Source organism: Stenotrophomonas chelatiphaga (assembly GCF_032054965.1).
In the GTDB taxonomy this organism is placed as follows: domain Bacteria; phylum Pseudomonadota; class Gammaproteobacteria; order Xanthomonadales; family Xanthomonadaceae; genus Stenotrophomonas; species Stenotrophomonas chelatiphaga.
This window is the reverse complement of sequence record NZ_DAMBRS010000012.1, coordinates 1-18,569: the sequence shown is the minus strand read 5'-3', so window position 1 is coordinate 18,569 and position 18,569 is coordinate 1. Positions and strand designations below refer to the sequence as shown.

At 68.0% G+C, this 18,569-nt stretch carries 18 protein-coding genes; 9 read left to right on the top strand and 9 right to left on the bottom strand.

Features of this window, described 5'->3' with window-relative positions; translation table 11 throughout:
- Positions 1-102: 102 nt before the first annotated feature.
- A complete protein-coding gene (locus RTX79_RS14100; protein ID WP_312684438.1) occupies positions 103-1,137 on the top strand; it encodes a metal-dependent hydrolase in 1,035 nt (344 codons plus the stop codon).
- Between the two features lie 86 nt (positions 1,138-1,223).
- On the opposite strand, the gene RTX79_RS14095 is transcribed toward RTX79_RS14100, so the two are convergent.
- The 4 genes from RTX79_RS14095 to RTX79_RS14080 form a co-directional block, all read right to left on the bottom strand.
- Positions 1,224-2,051 (bottom strand): methyltransferase domain-containing protein, encoded by an 828-nt coding sequence (locus RTX79_RS14095; RefSeq protein WP_309688063.1) that lies wholly within the window; start codon positions 2,049-2,051, stop codon positions 1,224-1,226.
- 41 nt (positions 2,052-2,092) lie between these two features.
- Positions 2,093-3,088, bottom strand: a complete 996-nt coding sequence (dusB, locus tag RTX79_RS14090) for a tRNA dihydrouridine synthase DusB (protein WP_309688061.1) — start codon at positions 3,086-3,088, stop codon at positions 2,093-2,095.
- Positions 3,089-3,371: 283 nt separating this feature from the next.
- On the bottom strand, positions 3,372-4,334 hold the full coding sequence (locus RTX79_RS14085; RefSeq protein WP_057507836.1) for a ribokinase: 963 nt from the start codon (positions 4,332-4,334) through the stop codon (positions 3,372-3,374).
- A gap of 42 nt (positions 4,335-4,376) precedes the next feature.
- Positions 4,377-5,675, bottom strand: coding sequence for a NupC/NupG family nucleoside CNT transporter (locus RTX79_RS14080; RefSeq protein WP_057507837.1), 1,299 nt, complete (start codon positions 5,673-5,675; stop codon positions 4,377-4,379).
- A gap of 191 nt (positions 5,676-5,866) precedes the next feature.
- On the opposite strand from RTX79_RS14080, the gene RTX79_RS14075 reads away from it, so the two are divergent.
- From RTX79_RS14075 to RTX79_RS14065, 3 genes are all read left to right on the top strand, one after another.
- Positions 5,867-6,838: an aldo/keto reductase gene (locus RTX79_RS14075; protein WP_312684436.1), complete on the top strand. Its 972-nt coding sequence runs from the start codon at positions 5,867-5,869 to the stop codon at positions 6,836-6,838.
- 193 nt (positions 6,839-7,031) lie between these two features.
- Positions 7,032-7,226, top strand: coding sequence for a hemin uptake protein HemP (hemP, locus tag RTX79_RS14070; protein WP_057507839.1), 195 nt, complete (start codon positions 7,032-7,034; stop codon positions 7,224-7,226).
- Between the two features lie 174 nt (positions 7,227-7,400).
- Positions 7,401-7,955 carry a Hemin transport protein gene (locus tag RTX79_RS14065; protein WP_428696012.1) on the top strand — a complete coding sequence of 185 codons (555 nt, stop codon included), beginning with the start codon at positions 7,401-7,403 and terminating at the stop codon, positions 7,953-7,955.
- An 11-nt stretch (positions 7,956-7,966) separates the two neighbouring features.
- On the opposite strand, the gene RTX79_RS14060 is transcribed toward RTX79_RS14065, so the two are convergent.
- From RTX79_RS14060 to RTX79_RS14045, 4 genes are all read right to left on the bottom strand, one after another.
- A complete protein-coding gene (locus tag RTX79_RS14060) occupies positions 7,967-8,305 on the bottom strand; it encodes a DMT family protein (RefSeq protein ID WP_057507846.1) in 339 nt (112 codons plus the stop codon).
- A gap of 64 nt (positions 8,306-8,369) precedes the next feature.
- Positions 8,370-9,512 (bottom strand): alginate lyase family protein, encoded by a 1,143-nt coding sequence (locus RTX79_RS14055; protein WP_312684434.1) that lies wholly within the window; start codon positions 9,510-9,512, stop codon positions 8,370-8,372.
- 314 nt (positions 9,513-9,826) lie between these two features.
- On the bottom strand, positions 9,827-12,343 hold the full coding sequence (locus RTX79_RS14050; protein WP_312684433.1) for an ABC transporter permease: 2,517 nt from the start codon (positions 12,341-12,343) through the stop codon (positions 9,827-9,829).
- Complete coding sequence (locus tag RTX79_RS14045) at positions 12,340-12,987, bottom strand: ABC transporter ATP-binding protein (protein ID WP_312684431.1); 648 nt, start codon at positions 12,985-12,987, stop codon at positions 12,340-12,342. The genes RTX79_RS14050 and RTX79_RS14045 overlap by 4 nt, the downstream gene beginning before the upstream one ends.
- A gap of 75 nt (positions 12,988-13,062) precedes the next feature.
- On the opposite strand from RTX79_RS14045, the gene RTX79_RS14040 reads away from it, so the two are divergent.
- The 3 genes from RTX79_RS14040 to RTX79_RS14030 all read left to right on the top strand — a co-directional run bounded on the left by RTX79_RS14040 (position 13,063) and on the right by RTX79_RS14030 (position 15,886).
- Positions 13,063-13,707 (top strand): arylesterase, encoded by a 645-nt coding sequence (locus RTX79_RS14040; RefSeq protein WP_312684429.1) that lies wholly within the window; start codon positions 13,063-13,065, stop codon positions 13,705-13,707.
- An 87-nt stretch (positions 13,708-13,794) separates the two neighbouring features.
- Positions 13,795-14,508, top strand: coding sequence for a response regulator transcription factor (locus tag RTX79_RS14035; RefSeq protein WP_042613699.1), 714 nt, complete (start codon positions 13,795-13,797; stop codon positions 14,506-14,508).
- A gap of 106 nt (positions 14,509-14,614) precedes the next feature.
- Positions 14,615-15,886 carry a sensor histidine kinase gene (locus tag RTX79_RS14030; RefSeq protein ID WP_309688035.1) on the top strand — a complete coding sequence of 424 codons (1,272 nt, stop codon included), beginning with the start codon at positions 14,615-14,617 and terminating at the stop codon, positions 15,884-15,886.
- Positions 15,887-16,011: 125 nt separating this feature from the next.
- On the opposite strand, the gene RTX79_RS14025 is transcribed toward RTX79_RS14030, so the two are convergent.
- Positions 16,012-16,719 (bottom strand): SGNH/GDSL hydrolase family protein, encoded by a 708-nt coding sequence (locus RTX79_RS14025; RefSeq protein ID WP_057687421.1) that lies wholly within the window; start codon positions 16,717-16,719, stop codon positions 16,012-16,014.
- Positions 16,720-16,918: 199 nt separating this feature from the next.
- On the opposite strand from RTX79_RS14025, the gene RTX79_RS14020 reads away from it, so the two are divergent.
- Together RTX79_RS14020 and RTX79_RS14015 are read left to right on the top strand one after the other, a co-directional pair.
- Positions 16,919-17,299 carry a diacylglycerol kinase gene (locus tag RTX79_RS14020; RefSeq protein ID WP_042613702.1) on the top strand — a complete coding sequence of 127 codons (381 nt, stop codon included), beginning with the start codon at positions 16,919-16,921 and terminating at the stop codon, positions 17,297-17,299.
- Between the two features lie 31 nt (positions 17,300-17,330).
- Complete coding sequence (locus tag RTX79_RS14015; protein WP_057687422.1) at positions 17,331-18,083, top strand: TerC family protein; 753 nt, start codon at positions 17,331-17,333, stop codon at positions 18,081-18,083.
- The last annotated feature ends 486 nt before the right edge of the window (positions 18,084-18,569 follow it).

Genomic DNA, 18,569 nt, shown 5'->3' with positions numbered 1-18,569 from the left:
GCGACGGCCCGGAGGGTGCCGGTCAGGACGGCCGGCATCGCCGTGCCCGGCGAGCGCAGCGGCAGCAGACCGCAGCCAACGCGCGGCTGCTAGCATCGTCCGATGGACTCCCTTACCCAGATCGTACTCGGTGGCGCCGTAGCCGCTGCCATCGCCCCGGCCGGCCATCGCCGTGCCGCCCTGCTTGCCGGCGCCGCGCTCGGCACGCTGCCCGACCTTGACGCGCTGTGGCTGGGTTTCATGGCCGCTGACCCGGTGGCGGTGATGACCGAGCACCGCAGCTTCAGCCATTCGCTGCTGGTGCTGCCGTGGGTGGCCGCGCTGCTGTGGTGGCTGTTCAAGCGCTTCGGCAACGGCCGGGTGGCGCAGTCGCCGCCGCGCTGGTTCTGGGCGATGCAACTGGCGCTGGTGACCCACCCGCTGCTGGACGCGATGACCGTGTACGGCACCCAGCTGTGGTGGCCGCTGCGGCCCTCGCCGGCGATGGGCTCGAACATCTTCATCATCGATCCGTTGTACACCGTGTGGCTGCTGCTGGGCTGCGTGCTGGCCTGGTTCGGGCGAAGCCGGCCCTGGGCCGGCAAGGCACTGGCGGTGGCACTGGTGGTCAGCAGTGGCTACCTGGGCTGGAGCCTGCTGGCCAAGGCGCAGGTGGACCGCGCCGCGCAACGCAGCCTGGCCGCGATGGGCCTGGGCGATGCACCGCGGTTCTCGGTGCCCATGCCGTTCAATACGCTGTTGTGGCGGGTGGTGGCGATGACCCCCAGCGGCTACGTGGTGGCCGATCGTTCGCTGGTGGCAGACAGAGGCGAGATGCAGTTCAAAGGATTCCCCTCCAACGTGCAGGCGCTGCGCCAGGCGGCGGACATTCCGGCCGTGCAGCGGCTGCAGTGGTTCAATCGTGGCTTCATGCGCGCGCAGGTGGTGGATGGCCGGCTGGTGCTGAGCGACCTGCGGATGGGGCTGGAGCCGGATTACACGTTCAACTTCGCCGTGGCTGAGCAGCGCGACGGCCAGTTCCGGGGCATCGTGCCGGAGCAGCTGCGCGGGGACTACAGCAGCCCGGAAGCGCGCGCCGACGTCGGTCGCCGCCTGGGCCTGATGTGGGACCGGATCTGGCGCGAGCCGGCGCCCTAGCGCCGCCGTGGTGGGTGACGACCGTTGGTCGTCACTGCCGCGCTGCGCGCTCGCCGGGCATGGCGTGGCGCTACCGTCAGGCCGCATCAATAGACGGTCGCGCGGGCCTGCACGAAGGAGAAGAAGAACACCGCGTTCGGATCGTTCTGCACCTGGCGGAACTCGCGGCGCATGCCGTCCACGGTCTCTTCGTCCACCGTACCGGCCTGCAGCAGCTGCTCGGCCGCCGACAGCAGCACCTGCTCCCAGAACGCGATCATCGTTTTGCGCCGTGCTGGCTCGCGGTTGTCCAGGTGGATGGTCTTGATGTCGGTCTGCACATCGCGGAAGCCGCCGGCCAGCAGCAGGTTGCCCAGCTTGGCACCGACGAACGGATCGCCACCGTTGTCGTGCTGGAAGTCGTTGAAGGCCATCCAGTAGCGCCAGATGTGCGGCGAATACGGGTCCAGCAGGAACGAGGCATTCATCACTTCGGTGATGTACACCGGCGAACCGGGCGACAGCACCCGGCGCACTTCGCTCAGCACCCGGGCCGGCGAGGGCACGTGTTCCAGCACCCAGCACAGGAAGGCGCCATCGAAGGCGCGCGCGCCGAACGGCAGTTCACCGGCATCGGCGTGCTGCAGCACGTAGCGGTCGCTGCACCAGGGCGTCTTTTCCAGGTTGGCGCGTGCGGTGGCCAGCTGCGCTTCGCTCAGGTCCACGCCGGTGACGTGCAGTTCCGGGAAGCGACGAAGCAGGATCTCGGTCTGCGCGCCCACGCCACTGCCGACTTCCAGCAGGCGGCGCACGCCGGTGTAGTCGATCTGTCCGAAGATGGTCGGCTCCAGCAGGCGGGCCTGGGTCATCAGGCGCTCCTGTTCGGTGCTGGAAAAGCCGTGCAGGTAGGTAGGCGAAGAAATCGGCGGCGTCATGGGGGTATCCGGGTAGCGCCGGGCGTTGCCCGGCGTAGAAGTCATTCAGCGGCAGCTGTCTGGCGCGTATCGGCGATCAGGCGATCGAAGTAGTCGGTGGTCAGCGCGATCTGGCTGGCGGGGTCTTCGGCCCGGTTCACCACTGCGCGGAACGCCGCATTTTCCGGGCGATCCTTGGCATACCACCCCAGGTGCTTGCGCGCGATGCGCACGCCCTGCGGCTCGCCGTAGAAAGCATGCAGCGCCTGCAGGTGGCCGAGCAGGATGTCGCGCACTTCGGACAGCGGCGGCGGGGGCAGTGCTTCGCCGGTGGCCAGGTAATGCGCCACTTCGCGGAAGATCCAGGGACGCCCCTGCGCGGCGCGGCCGATCATCACCGCGTCCACGCCGGTGACGGCGAGCACGTGGGCGGCCTTGCGCGGCGAATCGATATCGCCATTGGCGATCACCGGGATGCGCAATGCCGCCTTGATCGCGGCGATGGTCTCGTACTCGGCCTGGCCGGTGTAGTGCTGGTCGCGCGTGCGGCCGTGCACGGCCAGCGCCGCGATGCCGCTGTCTTCGGCGATGTGGGCGATGCGCGGGCCGTTGCGGTGGTCACAGTCCCAGCCGGTGCGGATCTTCAACGTCACCGGCACGTCGACCGCGTTGACCACCGCGCTGAGGATGCGCGCCACCAGGTCTTCATCGCGCATCAGCGCCGAGCCGGCCCAGGCGTTGCACACCTTCTTGGCCGGGCAGCCCATGTTGATGTCGATGATCTGCGCGCCATGGTCGACGTTGTAGCGTGCGGCCTCGGCCAGTTGCTGCGGTTCGGTCCCGGCGATCTGCACGCTGATCGGGTCGGGCTCGCCGTCGTGGTCCATCCGGTGCAGGGACTTGCGGGTGGTCCAGAAGCGCGGATCGGAGATGGTCATCTCCGAGGCGGCCAGCCCCGCGCCCAGGCGCTTGCACAGCAGCCGGAACGGCTTGTCGGTGACGCCGGCCATGGGCGCCAGCACAACGTTGGGGGCAATGGAATAAGGGCCGATCTGCATGCGGCCATTGTAGTGCGGGCGCGCGGGCCGGGCTGCTGGCGGGAGCGCCCGGTTCAGGCCAATCCGGATGGGGCTCATGCCACACCGGCATCAGCAGATGCTTGACGGTTGCTTCCGCCGCCCCCAGGCACGGGTCATGGTGGGCGGCTGGGTGTCCCACCGGGCAGGTAGCGCCGACCCATGGTCGGCGAGCGCAGCGGGACAGCAACAGCGTGACGACCAACGGTCGTCACCCACCAGGGCGGGCAAGCGTCTGACGACCAGCGGTCGTCACTACCGGGGCTTACGCCGGCTGGTCGTCCGGGGTGAAGTGGGGCATCGCCGCAGCGGCGCCTTCCTTCTCGGTGGAACGGCCGGCGAACTGGTTGGCGAAGCGCACGTGGCGCGCGAACGGTGCATCCGGCGAATGCGCGATGGAGGCCACCAGCGCACCGTTGAAGGCATCACCGGCACCGGTGGTGTCGATGGCATGCACCTGCTCGGCGCCGACGCGGTAATACGGCTGGCTGTCACCGCGCAGGGTGTCTTCATCGTGCGACACGAACACGCCCACCGCACCCAGCGTCACCACCACGGTGCCGCTGCCGACCAGCTTGCGGCACAGCGCGTGCAGGCTGGCACCGTCCAGCGCGGCGACATCGTTGGGGTCGACGCGCTCGCCGACATGGCGGCTGAGCAGCGCAGCGAACTCGGTTTCATTCGGGGTGATGACATCGGCCAGCTTGAGCAGGCCGATGCTGGATGGCGCATCGGCCGGGGCGGCGTTGAGCACGGTGGTGACACCGGCTTCGCGCGCTACCGCCAGGGCGGCCTCGATGGTTTCCACCGGCGATTCCAGCTGCACCAGCACCACCTTGGCGCCGGCCAGCAGCGCCTGCTGCTGCTGCACGAAGCCAATGCTCAGCGCCGCATTGGCACCGGGCCCGATGACGATGGTGTTGCGGCCACGCGCATCGACGTAGATGCCGCCGGTGCCGGTCGGTTCGGTGCTCGCTTCGGCGCTCAGGGTGAAGCCGTCCTGGGCCGCCAGGCCGCGGGCCATGGCACCGCCGGCATCCTCGCCCAGCGCGCAGACGAAGGTGGTCTGCGCACCGGCGCGGCGCGCGGCCACGGCCTGGTTGAAGCCCTTGCCGCCGGGACCGGTGCTGTAGCGCCCGGCGATGGTCGCCCCGGGTGCGGGCAGTGCTTCACACCGCCACACATGATCGACATTGAAGGAACCGACGACGACGACGTTGCTGCTCATAGGAAAACGGTTCTCAGTGAAGCGCGGTGGTACCCGAGGGTATCAACCAAAGTGGGTCAGGACGCCGGCGATCGTGGCGGTCATGAAAGTGGCAATGGTACCGCCCAGCACGGCGCGCAGGCCGAACCGGGCCAGATCCTGGCGTCGTTCCGGGGCCAGGCCACCGATGCCGCCGATCTGGATCGCGATGGAGCTGAAGTTGGCGAAGCCGCACAGGGCGTAGGTGGCGATCAGCCGGCCTTCTTCGGACAGGGTCACGCCCGGTACCTGGCCGTTGATGATGCGCGACAGCTCGCTGTAGGCGACGAACTCGTTGATCACCACCTTCTGGCCGATCAGCGAGCCGACCGTGCTGGCATCGGCCCAGGGGGTGCCGATCACCCAGGCGATCGGGGCCAGCAGGTAGCCGAAGATGGTGGACAGGTTGGTCGGGCGGCCGATCGCCGCGGCCAGGCCGGTCACATCACCGATCCAGGTCAGCGGGGCGTTCAGCAGCGCGATCAGCGCGATGAAGGCCAGCAGCATCGCGCCGATGTTCAGGGCCAGCCGCAGGCCGTCGGCGGCGCCACCGGCGGCGGCGTCGATGATGTTGCTGGAGGTCTTCTCCACTTCCATCTTCACCGTGCCGCGGGTCAGCGGGGTGCCGGTTTCCGGGATCAGCAGCTTGGCCACCACCAGCGTCGCCGGTGCGGCCATGATGCTGGCCGCCAGCAGGTGCTTGGCATAGAAGGCCTGGGATTCCGGATCGCCGCCGCCGAGCATGCCGACGTAGGCCGCCAGCACGCCACCGGCGATATGGGCCATGCCGCCGATCATCATCGTCAGCAGCTCCGATTCGGTCATCCGCGAAATGTACGGACGCACGGTCAGCGGGGCTTCGGTCTGGCCGATGAACACGCTGGCACAGACGCTGGTGGTTTCGGCACCGGACACGCGCATCACCTTGGTGATCGCCAGGGCCATCACCCGCACGATCGCCTGCATCACGTTGAGGTGGTACAGCACGCCCATCAGCGCGGAGAAGAAGATGATGGTCGGCAGTACCTGGAAGGCGAAGATGAAGCCGTAGCTTTCCACGTTCATCAAGGAGCCGAAGATGAAGCCGGAGCCTTCGTTGACGAAGCTCAGCACCTTCACGAAGCCATGGCCGAGCGCATCGAACACGTCGCGGCCACCCGGCACCAGCAGCACCACGGCGGCGAACGCGATCTGCAGCAGCAGGCCGGTCGCCACCAGCTTCCAGTCCACCGCGCGCTTGTTGTTGGAGAACAGCCAGGTAATGCCGATGAGCACCGCCAGACCAAACAGGCCGAAGCCGATCCTGCCCAAACCTTCGACCATGTTGAATCCCCTGAGGGCACCGCGAAAAACGGGAAGCCTAGAGCAGGGCAGGGGCCGGGGCAAGGAAAAGCGCGCAGCGGGGGGCGATCAGCGCCGATACGCGCTGTATTGACAAGGGATGCAGGCGACGCGGCGCGGTTAGAATGAACCCCCTTCCGGCCCGATCTGCGGGCCTGCAGCAGGAGTTGTGCATGCTTTACCGCCGCCTTGGAACCTCCGGGTTGAAGCTTTCCGCGCTGTCCTTCGGCGCCTGGGTCACCTTTGGCAGCCAGGTGGCCCGGGACCAGGCGCGCAACCTGGTCGCGGCGGCCTGGGACAACGGGATCAACTTCTTCGACAACGCCGAGGGCTATGCCAACGGCCGCGCCGAGCAGGTGATGGGCGATGTGATCGCCGACCTGCGGCTGCCGCGCGACGGCTTCTGCGTGTCCAGCAAGGTGCTCTTCGGCAGCGCGGCGGACCCGGCGCCCACCCAGCGCGGGCTGTCGCGCAAGCATGTGACCGATGCCTGCCATGCGGCGCTGAAGCGGCTGCGGGTGGACTACCTGGACCTGTACTACTGCCACCGTCCTGACGCGGATACCCCGATCGCCGAGACCGTGCACGCCATGGACACCTTGGTCCGGCAGGGCAAGGTGCTGTACTGGGGCACCTCGGAATGGTCGGCGATGCAGATCCAGGAAGCGCTGGACGTCGCGCGTCGGCACAATCTGCAGGGCCCGACGATGGAGCAGCCGCAGTACAACCTGCTGCACCGCGACCGGGTGGAACGCGAGTACGCCCCCCTGTATGCCGAGGCCGGGCTGGGCACCACGACCTTCTCGCCGCTGGCGTCGGGCCTGCTGACCGGCAAGTACAACGACGGCTTCCCCGCCGGTTCGCGGCTGGGGCTGGACGACATGGCCTGGCTGCAGGACATCGTGCTGGGTGCGGACGGCGCGGCGCGGCTGCAGCAGGTGCGGCGCTACACCGCACTGGCGGCCGGGCTGGGCGTCGCCCCGGCCACCCTGGCCATCGCCTGGTGCCTGCGCAATCCGAACGTGTCCAGCGTGATCCTGGGCGCCAGCCGGGTCGAGCAGCTGCTGCAGAACCTGCAGGCGCTTGAGCTGGTGGGTGCGCTGGACGAGGCGGCCTGGGGCCAGGTGGAGGCGGTGTTCGCCTGATACAGGGCACGCGGGGCCTGGCTCGGCGGGTGCGCAGGTCTCCGCCGAGCGGGCCCGGCGCTACCTTCGATAGGCTTTATCTATTGAATATTGCAATCCAATCATCAATCCCATCAATCAATTTGAGAATGGGTGTTGATTGCGAACTGAGAATCGTTATCATTTGAGTCGTCCCTCGCACCGAGTCCAGACGATGAATGCTCAAGCAGTGCTGCTTCGTCCCGAAACCCTGACCCTCCGTGACCGCCCGGTCCGTGCCGTGCCCGCCGAGGAAGTGATCGACAGCGAGGCCCTGCTGAAGGGGCGTCGCGAGATCCTCATCCAGCATGGCGACCGCTTCTACCGGCTGCGCCACACCAGCAACGACAAGCTGATCCTGACCAAGTAAACGGGTCGGCCGCTCCCCTCCCGGATGCAGCGCCGCGCCACCGCGCGACGCGGTCCACACGGCGGCCGCCCCTCCTGTCTCTCTCCCCCTCGGTCCTCCGGCCAGCGTCTTCGGACGGTGGTGGCGGCCCCGGGGGATCCCTTCGCACGACCACGTGCATGACACGGTGATCCCATGAGCAGAGCCTTGTCCGCAGTACGCGCCAGCATGCCGCGCGGCCTGCCGTTATCGCAGGCCATCGGCCGGCCCACGGCCAGCCAGCTGGCATCGCTGGGCACCGTGTTGTGCCTGTACCGCGCCGACAGCAATGAGCTGGCCGGCTGGCAGGATGCGGTCTCCGCCCACGCCTGCCAGGGCCTGGACAGTGAAGGCGTGCGCGAAAGCCTGTGCTTCACCGACGCGCGTGGTCGCTGCTGCTGGCGGCTGTACCTGTTGCCGGACAGCGATTTCCTTGCATGGGACCGGCTGGTCGCCGGGTTGGCGATACGCCCGGCCGGCAGCGATGACGCCAGTGTCGGCGAGCGCCTGTGGCGGCGCCTGGCCGGAAGCCTGGGCGGGCAGCGCTGGCGCATGTGCGCGGTGCAGCTGCACGCGGTGGAGCAGGGCAGTGGGCTGGCGGCAAGCCTGGCCCCGCTGTCATCGCTGGGCAGTGCAACCGCACGGCGCATCGCACGCCTTGAAAGCGCGGATGGCACCGCTGATTCGCCGCCGTCTGCGATGCACGCCTGAGGCGTCTCCGCTCATTCCTTGAACATCAGCAGGGCAGCGACCACGATCAGCGCGAAGGCGGCGTAGTGGTTCCACTTCAGCGGCTGGTCCAGGTAGAACGCGGAGAACACCGCGAACACCACCAGGGTGATGACCTCCTGCATGCCCTTGAGCTGCGGTGCGGAATACACCGCACTGCCCAGGCGGTTGCCGGGAACCTGCAGGCAGTACTCGAAGAACGCGATTCCCCAGCTGATCAGGATCACCGTCATCAACGGTGCGCTCTTGAATTTCAGGTGCCCATACCAGGCGAAGGTCATGAAGATGTTGCTGCCCAGGAGCAGCAGCACGGGGTAGAGGTACTGGGCCATGTCGATCACGCCGGTGGGGTCGGCGGATTATGCGCCTGCGGCGTGCGCGACAGGTCAACGACTCCTATTCGCCGAGCGCGCTGCCGTGGGTCAAGGTCTCCCAGAGAAAATGAAAATCCCCTTGGCTGGGACGATGCCCGGCCAGCCAGGCAGCGGTGTGCGGCAGAGCTTTTCCCAGCCGTCCGGCGAAATGGGAATAGCCGATCTCCAGGGTGCCGCGCACATCCGATACCAGCTTGCCCTTGCACAGCCACGCCGGCACCACCGGCCGCGCCAGCATGTCGGTGTGGAACTCCATCGCAGCGACCAGTCGTTCGCCTTGCGCCTGGTACAGGCTGCCCCCCTGCAGGCGGTTGGTTTCCGCCGCGTTGAGGTAGGCGGCCAGCCCATAGGCCGTATGCTCCAGGTCGCGGCAGGTTTCTTCTGCAAGGCCCGCGGCCATGACCGTCTGGCCGAACCACAGGGTTTCGATGGGGGTCGCGCAGGCGGGACGCGGCAATGGCGTAGCACCGTCCTCCGGCAGGTAGACATAGGTTGGCAGGCGGGTGTTCCAGTCGCCCACGGCGCGGTCATGGATATCGCGACGATCGGTGTAGATGCCCATGTTCATGCGTGCCTCGATGCCGCTGGCATGCCAGTTCCCACCGGGGCACGGCCCCATGCGGTTGATGTCCGGCAGGTACTGCGCGATCAGCCAGTCGCCGAAGCGTCGGGCATCCGCTTCCGGCCACGCCGTGCTGGTGTGCCGGATCAGTTCGGCCGCACGTGTCCACAACTGCGCCGTCCAGGACGCCTGCAGCGGCGCGTTGCTGTTGTGGTGGCCACCGGTCAGCGTGTTCGCCCACGCATCCATGATTTCCACCGCCTTGCGTGCATGCGCCGGCTCGCCCAGGTAAGCCCACAGCAGCGCATGCGTATACGCGGCCTTGGCATCGTCGCGTTCGGGCTTGCAGCCGATGCTGGGTTTGTCGAAGGAACCACATTCCACCCGGACAAACGGTGTGGCGACATGCTCCAACGATGCCAGCGGACTCTGCCGCATGGCGACCATCGCAGAGGTCTTGAGCGGATCTCCCGCCCGCAGCGCGTCCCGGGTTGCCTGCAGCGCGGACGCGTCGAGCAGGATGCCGGGATGGACGAACGCCTGCCCATGGGCGCAGGCAGGTGACAACAGGACGAGTGAGAGCAGCAGCACGGGCGCGCGCATCGGGGAAGTCTCCTTGAAGGAGTCTCCACGCTAATGGCGTGCGATCTCGCAACGCATAGGCGCAATGCGCGCCATCGTATCCGTGAACGCCCTCGAGGACACGGGGTCAGAGTCCTCTCGCTACGCGGGTGAAGGTCACCGGAACCTGTCAGGGGGCCGGGCGGTGGGGCTGGGCGGGGGCGTTGAGCGCCATGGATGGCGCGAAACGAGGCCCGCAGGAGCGGCTCTTGCCGTCCCCCGCCCAGTCCCACCGCCCGGCCCCGGCACGTAGTCCGTCGCCCGGCCCCGGCCCGTAGCCAGCCACCCCCTGCAGCCTATGCCTCGCGCAACGCCAGCGCCGGCGGCGTATGCAGGATCCGCCGCGTGCCCCACCATCCGGCAAACACACTCAACGCCACCCCGCACGCACCACCGGCCAGCAACCCCGGCCACGGCGGCAACAGCGCCAGCTCGAACACCTGCCGCGACACCACCACGCCGATGATCGCCGCCGCACCGACCGCAAGCGTCGCCGCCAGCAGCCCCAACGCGCCGAATTCCACCAGCACCGCACCGCGCAGCTGGCGCCGCGTGGCACCCAGCGTGCGCAGCACCGCGCTGTCATAACGCCGTTCACCGGCGGTCGACTGCAGCGCTGCCAGCAACACCAGCACGCCGGCCAGCAGGCTGAAGCCCATCACCACCTGGATCGCCTGCGCGACCCGATCCATCACCTGCCGCACCTCGCTGATCAGTCCATCGATATCCAGCAGCGACAGGTTCGGCTGCTCGCGTACCAGCTGGCCCAGCCCGGCCGCCTTGGCACGCGGCAGGTGGAAGGCCGAAATCAGATTGTGCGGCGCATCGCCGACCGCATTGGCGTTGAGCAGCACGAAGAAGTTGACCCGGAAGCTGTTCCACTCGGCCTTGCGGATGCTGGTGATGGCGTAGTCACGCTGCTGCTCGCCGACCTGCAGCGTCACCCGGTCTCCCAGTCTGGCGCCGTAACGGCGCGCCCAGCCTTCCTCCACCGAGGCCTCGGCGGCGGTGCTGTCGGCCGCCCAGAAGCGACCCTGCAGCAGCTGGTTGGCGGGCGGGAAGGTGGTGCGCCAGCTGAAGTTGAGCGGCCGGTCGCGGTCGTTGTCCTCATCGGCTGTCGGCTGCGCGCCAGTGTCCTGCGCCGCCTCCTGGTCATCACCACGGCGACGTGGCGCCTCACCGTTCAAGGCCAGCAGGCGACCGGTGGCGAACGGTTCCACGCTGGCATCCACCGCACCCTGCGTGGTCAGCGCATCCAGCACGATCTGGCGCTGGTCCGGCTGGATGTTCATCAGGAAGTAGTTCGGCGTATCCGCCGGCAGGCGGTCGCGCCACTGCTGCAGCAGGCCTGGACCGACCACGGCCAGCATCAACAGCGAACACAGCGACAACGACAGCCCGACCAGCTGCATCACCGCCAGCGCGCGGCGGCGGGTCAGCGCCGCCAGCCCGAGCCGCCAATTGCCGTGCAGGCGATGCTGCAGCCCACGCACCAGCATCAGCAACGCGAAGCCACCGATGGCCGCCAGCAGCGCCAGCGCCGCCAGTCCGCCCAGTACCCACAGGGCCAGCTTCAGGTCACCGGTAACCTGCACCGTCAGCGCCAGGCTGGCCAGCAGTGCTCCGGCGTACACCAGCAGCGAGGTCGGCGGCAGCGTGGCGAAGCTGCGGTTGAGCACGCGCATCGGCGGCACGTTGCGCAGCCGCAGCAGCGGCGGCAGGCCGAAGCCGAGCAGCAGCAGCAGGCCGATGCCGGCCCCGGTCAGCGCCGGCATCGCCTGCGGCAGCGGCAGCCGCTGCGGCACCAGTCCGCCGAGGATCTGCACCAGCCCTTCCTGCGCTGCCATGCCGACCAGCACGCCGACCATGCAGGCCGGGATCGCCATCAACAGCAGTTGCAGCGCCAGGCTGCCGAGGATGTCGCGCTGGCGCGCGCCGAGGCAGCGCAGCACGGCGACCTGGTCGATACGGCTCAATGCAAAACGATTGGCGGCCAGCGCGGTGGCGACGCCGGACAGCAGCACCGCCAGCAAGGCGCTCAGCCCGAGGAAACGCCCGGCCAGCTGGAACGACTCACGCACCCCGCGCTGGGTGTCACCGACGCCGAGCAGGCGCAGTCCCTGCACGCGCGGCTGCAGCCACTGGCGGAACTGCGCGATGGCCTCGGGCTCGCCGATGAACATCGTGCGGTAGCTGATACGGCTGCCCGGATCGAGCAGGCCGGTGCCTTCCACGTCGGCGCGGTTGACCAGCAGGGTGGGCGACAGGGTGAGCAGTTCGCTGGACGTATCCGGTTCGGATTCGATGCTGCCGGCCACCCGCAGCGTACCTGCGCCGAACTCCAGTTGATCGCCGATGCGCAGGTCCAGCGCCTGCAGCAGGCGTGGATCGGCGAAGGCTTCCCCACGTGCCGGTGCGGCGGCGGCTTCGTTCAGTACGGCATCGGCACCGCTACGCACGCGCAGCTGTCCGCGCAGCGGATAACCGGCTTCGACGGCCTTGATGGTGGCCATCGTGCTGGCCTCGCCATGGAACAGCACGCTGCCGAAGGCGGCGATGCGGGTGCTTTGCAGTCCGCGCCGCGTGCCTTCGGTGACCAGCTCGGCCGGCGCTTCGGCGCGCCCGCTGATGCCGAGGTCACCGCCGAGCATTTCGGCGGTGCTGTTGGCCAGCGCCAGGTTGACCCGGTCCACCAGCGTGCCGACCGCGGTCATCACCGCCACGCCCAGCACCAGCGCGGCGAACACCGTCAGCAGGTCGCCGGCCAGCGCTTCGCGGCGCAGCGAACGCAGCGCGTGGCGCAGCAGGTTCATGCGTCCGCTCCGTGCGTGACCTGCTGCAGGCGGCCGTTGTCGATGCGATGGATGAACTGGCAGCGCTGCGCCAGGCGCAGGTCGTGGGTGACCAGCACCAGGGTCGTTGCGCTGTCGGCATTCAACGCGAACAGCAGGTCGCTGATGTGCTGGCCGGTGGCCTGGTCCAGCGAGCCGGTGGGTTCATCGGCGAACAGGATGCGCGGGCGTGCCACGAAGGCCCGCGCCAGCGCCACGCGTTGTTGTTCGCCGCCGGACAGCTGGCGTGGATAGTGCCGCGCGCGGTGTGACAGGCCGACGGCCTCCAGCACCTGCTCGACCCGGGACGGGTCTTCGCGTCCGGCCAGCTCCAGCGGCAGTGCGATGTTCTCTGCCGCGGTCAGCGCCGGCAGCAGGTGGAAGCTCTGGAACACGAAGCCGACTTCGCGTGCGCGCAGCTGGGCGCGGGCTTCTTCGTCCAGGCTGCCGAGCACGCTGCCGGCCAGGGTGATGCTGCCACGGCTGGGCAGGTCCAGCCCGGCCAGCAGGCCGAGCAGGGTGGTCTTGCCGGAACCGGAGGCGCCGACGATCGCAACCGAGGTGCCTTCATGTACCGTCATGCTGATGTTGTCCAGTATGTGGACTTCACCCTCCGGGCCATGCACGGATTTGCCGACCTGGTCGACGTCGATGGCGACGGGCGCGCTGCGGGGGGACAGGCTGTCGATGAGGAGACTCCAATGCGCGTTACAGGACGAGGCCGGACGATCGGCCGGATGGGAATGCTGCTGGCATGGTTGCTGCTGTTGCCGGTGCTGGCGTGTGCCAAAGGTCAAGCAACGACCGTTCTGGTGCTCGGCGACAGCCTCAGTGCCGCCCACAATATCCCGGCCGGCAGCGGCTGGGTGGACCTGCTGGGCAAGCGGCTCAGCACCCGTTCGGGCTCGCCGGCACAGGTGGTCAACGCCAGCATGAGCGGGGAAACCACCGCCGGTGCGGCCACGCGCCTGCCCGGCCTGCTGGCGCGTGAGAAGCCCGGCGTGGTGGTCATCGCCCTGGGGGGCAACGATGCACTGCGCGGACTGACCCCGGCGCAGATCCGCGCCAACCTGGAGAAGATGATCGTGGCCAGCCAGCAGGGCGGCGCCAAGGTGCTGATGCTCGGCATCGATGTGCCGCCGAACTATGGCCCGGCGTACCGCCAGCGCTTGGCCGCGGTGTATCGCGCGCTGGCCGACCAGTACAAGGTGCCGTTGCTGCCGTTCCTGCTGGAGGGCGTGGCGCTGCAGCCGGGGATGATGCAGTCCGACGGCCTGCACCCCACCGCAGGCGCCCAGCCGAAGGTGCTGTCCAACGTCTGGCCGCTGCTGCAGCCGCTGCTCTGAAGCGTTCAGCGAGCGTGTGCGTCCACTTCACGCCGCGTGCACCGTCGATCCGGCATGTTTCACAAAGCTGAAGTTAGAGGGAAGACCATGCGTCAGACGAAGGAAACCTCCGGCCTTGTTCTGGTCGTCGAGGACAACCGCAATATCTCCGAAATGATCGGTGAGTATCTGGAAGGCCGTGGTTTCGAGGTCGACTATGCCCAGGACGGCTTGGACGGTTATCGTCTGGCGGCTGAGAACAGCTACGACGTGGTCGTGCTGGACCTGATGCTGCCGCGCCTGGACGGCATCGAAGTCTGCCGCCGCCTGCGCAACGATGCCCGCAAGTCCACGCCGGTGCTGATGCTGACCGCGCGTGACACGCTGGACGACAAGCTGACCGGCCTGGGCTTCGGCGCGGACGATTACCTGACCAAGCCGTTCGCCATCCAGGAACTGGAAGCACGCCTGCGCGCCCTGATCCGTCGCGAGCGCCGGCAGGTGGGTTCGGAAGTGCTGAAGGTCGCCGACCTGGTGCTGGATCCGGTCAGCATGCGCGCCACCCGCGCCGGCACCGAACTGCAGCTGTCGCCGATCGGCCTGCGCCTGCTGACCATCCTGATGCGCGAATCGCCGCGCGTGGTCACCCGCCAGGAAATCGAGCGCGAGATCTGGGGCAATGGGCTGCCGGATTCGGACACCCTGCGCAGCCATCTGTACAACCTGCGCAAGATCATCGACAAGCCGTTCGACCGTCCGCTGCTGCACACCGTGCAGAGCGCCGGTTACCGCATCGCCGATATCGCCCAGCCGATGGGCTGACATCGTCGTCATGGTCCCCGTGCAGGCCGCCGCCGGCCCCTGCACGGGGGACTGACGCACCCGCTGCCTATACTCGGCGCGGCCATCTTCCGTAGTGATCCCCCTGATGCCGCACGGCCTGCCGCGCAAGATACGTATCGCCTTCATCCTGCAGGCCGTGCTGGCCAGCCTTGGCATACTGCTTGGTGCATGGCTGGTATCGCTGGTGATCAAGCACAGCCTGGTCAGTGCCGCCCTGCGCGAAGAAGCGACGTACTACTGGACGCTGCACGAGGCCTCGCCCACCCAGCCGCCGCCCAATACGCACAACATCCGCGGCTACCTGGTGGAAACCGGGCGTTCAAGCCTGTCGCTGCCGGCCAACCTGCGTGATCTCCCCGCCGGCTTCCATGAGCTGCGCGGCGACGACCAGCTCGTCTGGGTGGACGTGCGTCCGCAAGGTCGGCTGTACCTGGTGTTCCTGCGCTCACGCGCGGAGATGCTGGCGTTCTGGTTCGGCATCGTCCCGGTGCTGCTGACCCTGCTGGCCGTATACGGCGCCAGCTGGGTGACCTACCGCGCCTCCAAACGACTGGTGTCGCCAGTCAACTGGCTGGCGCGCCGGGTATCGCGCTGGGACCCGGGCAAGCCGCAGGCCAGCGACCTGGACCCGCAGAAGCTGCCCGCCGACATGCAGGGCGAGACCCGGCAGCTGGCCGCGGCGCTGCATTCGCTGGCCAACCGGGTCACCGAGAACGTCGCCCGTGAGCGCAATTTCACCCGCGATGCCAGCCATGAGCTGCGCACTCCGCTCACCGTGATCCGGGTCGCCAGTGACATGGCGCTGGCCGATGAAACCGCATCGCCGCGCCAGCAGCGCAGCCTGCAGCGGATCCAGCGCGCCGGCCGCGAGATGGAGGCGGTGATCGATGCCTTCCTGATCCTGGCGCGCGAGGCCGATGTCGAGCCGCAGATGGAGATGTTCGACGTGGTGGAGGTGGTGCGCCATGAAGTGGACACCGCCACCGAACTGATGGTCGATCGTCCGGTGCACGTGGAGCTGCATTCCAGCGGCGTGGTCGAGCTGCATGGTCCGCCGCGGGTGCTGCAGGTAGTGGTCAGCAACCTGGTGCGCAACGCCTGCAACTACACCGACGAAGGCCGCGTGGACGTGTTCGTCGAACACGACCGGGTGCGCGTGCACGATACCGGCATCGGCATGTCCCCCGAGGCGCTGGAGAAGGCCTTCGAGCCGTTCTACCGCGCCGAGCCGGACCGCCCGCAGGGTACCGGGCTGGGCCTGTCGATCGTGCGCCGGCTGTGCGACCGCTTCGGCTGGCAGGTGACCCTGACCAGCCAGCCGGGCAAGGGCACCGAAGCGACCGTCATCTTCCGCTGAACCGCGACGCCCCGCGGGGAAGGGGGCGCCGAGTCATGCCCGGCGAGCGAAGCGGCCGCTGCAATCATGACGGTCAGCGGCCGTCACTACCGGGCCAGCGGCCGTCACGCCGCCCCGCTGGTGGTTCAGTCGCAGCGGACCTTCGGCGCCAGCGCCCTGGTCCAGATCGCATACCCGGCCGGGGTCATGTGCAGCATGTCCTCGCGGAACAGGGCCGGATCCGGCTGGCCGTCGCGGCCCAGCATCGGCGTGTAGATGTCGGTGTAACCGGTCTTCGGCAGTGAGGCCAGCGCGCTGCGGATCATCGCATTGGCTTCAATGATGCCCGGCAGCAGGTGCGCACGCGATGGGCTCGGCTTGATGGAAATGTACTCCACCGTCGTCGACGGCAGATCGCGGTGCACGCGGCCGACGAAGGCGATGACATCGTCGCGTACCTGGGCCGGCGTACGGCCACTGTTGAGGTCGTTGTCACCGGCGTACAGGAACACCTTGCACGGGGCGTACGGCACCACGATGCGGTCGGCGTAATACGTGCTGTCACGCACTTCCGAACCGCCGAAGCCGCGGTTGATCACCGGCTTGCCCGGGAAATCGGCGGCCAGGCTGTCCCACATCCGGATCGAAGAACTGCCGACGAATTCGATGCCGCCGCGCGGCGGCGGGCTGGCCTGGTCGGCCTTGGCGAAGGCAGCCATGTCACCGGCCCAGGCCACGTTGGAGACTTCTTCAGGCACCTGCGCAGGCCGCGGCGGCGACAGCGCGTGGGCAAAGCCAGCGGTGGACAGGCCGAGGGCGAGGGCGAGCAGCAGCGGGCGGCGTGGCAGGTTCATCAGGATCTCCAGCGGGTTGCAGCCTTGGATGATAACGGCGCGGGAGGGCCCTTGCCGGCTGCGGCGGGGTGCCAGGCGTGGCCTTATGGCAAAATAGTGGCCTGCTGCCCACCCTGGCTTTACATGACCGTCCGCTCCCTGTCCCTGCGGTTGCCTTGTTGCGACCTGATCGCCTGCGCTCCCGCCGGAGCACGCTGTCATGGCTGACCAGTTCGGCCACATGCCGCGTGGACCGCGTCGCATCCTGCAGGCCGCGCGCTGGTCGTGGCAGGGTCTGCGTGCGGCCTGGCTGCACGAGTCCTCGTTCCGGCTGGAAGCCTGGTTGCTGCTGCTGTTCACCCCGGTGGCGCTGTGGCTGGGTGACAGTGCGATCGAGCGCATCCTGATGATCGGCTCGATGCTGCTGGTGCTGGCCACCGAGCTGCTGAATTCGGCCATCGAAGCGGTCATCGAGCGCTACGGTCCCGAAATCCACGAATTGGCCGGTCGTGCCAAGGACATGGGCTCGGCCGCGGTGTTCGTGCTGATGATGAATGTACTGCTGTGCTGGGGGCTGATCCTGGTCCCCCGCTTGTTCTGACCCCTCTCCCGACTTACTGCGAAGACCCCCCATGGCATTTGTTGAACTGCTCTCCGATCCGAACGTCTGGTTGACCCTGCTCACCCTGAGTGCGCTGGAAATCGTGCTCGGCATCGACAACCTGGTGTTCATTTCCATCGCGGTCAGCAAGCTGCCCGAAGCGCGCCGCCCGTTCGCGCGCAAGCTGGGCATCGCGGTGGCCTGCATCACCCGCATCCTGCTGCTGGTGTCGCTGGCCTACCTGGCGCACATGGAAGCGAACCTGTTCACCGTGGCCGGCATGGGCATTTCCATCCGTGACCTGGTGCTGATCCTCGGTGGCCTGTTCCTGATCATCAAGGGCGGCATGGAGATCCGCGAGCTGATCACCGGCGGTGAGGATGAAGATCCGACCACCACCAAGGCGTCGGCGGTGTTCGGCATGGTGATCCTGCAGATCGCGATCATCGACATCGTGTTCTCGCTGGACTCGGTCATCACCGCCGTCGGCATTGCCGACCACGTGCCGGTGATGGTGGCGGCGATCCTGCTGTCGGTGGCGGTGATGCTGCTGGCGGCCAACCCGCTGGGTCGTTTCATCGATGCCAACCCGACGGTGAAGATGCTGGCGCTGGCCTTCATCCTGCTGATCGGCGCGGTGCTGATCCTGGATGGCCTGGACGTGCATGTGCCCAAGCCGTACATCTACGCGGCGATGGGGTTCTCGGTGCTGGTGGAATGGTTGAATCTGCTGATGCGCCGTCGCGCGGTGGCCCACCAGGTGCCGGGTGCCGGCAACTGGTGATGGGTCGGGGTTGCCGGGCCTGCGGCCCGGCTGCCCGCTTTTGGAGCAACGTCCACGTCAACGTCAACGTCAAGAGCTGCAGGGCTGCGTGGTGGCGGGGCGGGGTGGGTTGGCGGGGGACGGCAAGAGCCGCTCCTGCTGGCCTCGTTTCGCGCCATCCATGGCGCTCAACGCCCCCGCCAACCCACCCCGCCCCACTTCGACAGGTCCATGGTGGCCATGGAACATGCGGGCCTGGTAGCGCCGACCCATGGTCGGCGGATGTCGAGGGAAAAGGGGTTTGATGGTTTCCGCCGACCATGGGTCGGCGCTACCGCTTTTTCTTTTTTCTTTTTCCGCGGCTGGCGGCCCCCGGGACCTGTCAGGGCGCCGGGCGGGTGGGCCATGCAGGACCGTCTGTTCGCATGGATGCGAACAGCGAGCCCCCATGGTGAAGTGACCCCCGGGAGTTGGACAGCTGGGGGATCAGGCGGCCAGCAAGGCCTG

What these genes read in the sequence shown, in the direction of transcription:
- RTX79_RS14100 (WP_312684438.1), top strand. Translation starts at nt 103, where the DNA reads ATGGACTCCCTTACCCAGATCGTACTCGGTGGCGCCGTAGCCGCTGCC.
- RTX79_RS14095 (WP_309688063.1), bottom strand. Translation starts at nt 2,051, where the DNA reads ATGACGCCGCCGATTTCTTCGCCTACCTACCTGCACGGCTTTTCCAGC.
- dusB (WP_309688061.1), bottom strand. Translation starts at nt 3,088, where the DNA reads ATGCAGATCGGCCCTTATTCCATTGCCCCCAACGTTGTGCTGGCGCCC.
- RTX79_RS14085 (WP_057507836.1), bottom strand. Translation starts at nt 4,334, where the DNA reads ATGAGCAGCAACGTCGTCGTCGTCGGTTCCTTCAATGTCGATCATGTG.
- RTX79_RS14080 (WP_057507837.1), bottom strand. Translation starts at nt 5,675, where the DNA reads ATGGTCGAAGGTTTGGGCAGGATCGGCTTCGGCCTGTTTGGTCTGGCG.
- RTX79_RS14075 (WP_312684436.1), top strand. Translation starts at nt 5,867, where the DNA reads ATGCTTTACCGCCGCCTTGGAACCTCCGGGTTGAAGCTTTCCGCGCTG.
- hemP (WP_057507839.1), top strand. Translation starts at nt 7,032, where the DNA reads ATGAATGCTCAAGCAGTGCTGCTTCGTCCCGAAACCCTGACCCTCCGT.
- RTX79_RS14065 (WP_428696012.1), top strand. Translation starts at nt 7,401, where the DNA reads ATGAGCAGAGCCTTGTCCGCAGTACGCGCCAGCATGCCGCGCGGCCTG.
- RTX79_RS14060 (WP_057507846.1), bottom strand. Translation starts at nt 8,305, where the DNA reads ATGGCCCAGTACCTCTACCCCGTGCTGCTGCTCCTGGGCAGCAACATC.
- RTX79_RS14055 (WP_312684434.1), bottom strand. Translation starts at nt 9,512, where the DNA reads ATGCGCGCGCCCGTGCTGCTGCTCTCACTCGTCCTGTTGTCACCTGCC.
- RTX79_RS14050 (WP_312684433.1), bottom strand. Translation starts at nt 12,343, where the DNA reads ATGAACCTGCTGCGCCACGCGCTGCGTTCGCTGCGCCGCGAAGCGCTG.
- RTX79_RS14040 (WP_312684429.1), top strand. Translation starts at nt 13,063, where the DNA reads ATGCGCGTTACAGGACGAGGCCGGACGATCGGCCGGATGGGAATGCTG.
- RTX79_RS14035 (WP_042613699.1), top strand. Translation starts at nt 13,795, where the DNA reads ATGCGTCAGACGAAGGAAACCTCCGGCCTTGTTCTGGTCGTCGAGGAC.
- RTX79_RS14030 (WP_309688035.1), top strand. Translation starts at nt 14,615, where the DNA reads ATGCCGCACGGCCTGCCGCGCAAGATACGTATCGCCTTCATCCTGCAG.
- RTX79_RS14025 (WP_057687421.1), bottom strand. Translation starts at nt 16,719, where the DNA reads ATGAACCTGCCACGCCGCCCGCTGCTGCTCGCCCTCGCCCTCGGCCTG.
- RTX79_RS14020 (WP_042613702.1), top strand. Translation starts at nt 16,919, where the DNA reads ATGGCTGACCAGTTCGGCCACATGCCGCGTGGACCGCGTCGCATCCTG.
- RTX79_RS14015 (WP_057687422.1), top strand. Translation starts at nt 17,331, where the DNA reads ATGGCATTTGTTGAACTGCTCTCCGATCCGAACGTCTGGTTGACCCTG.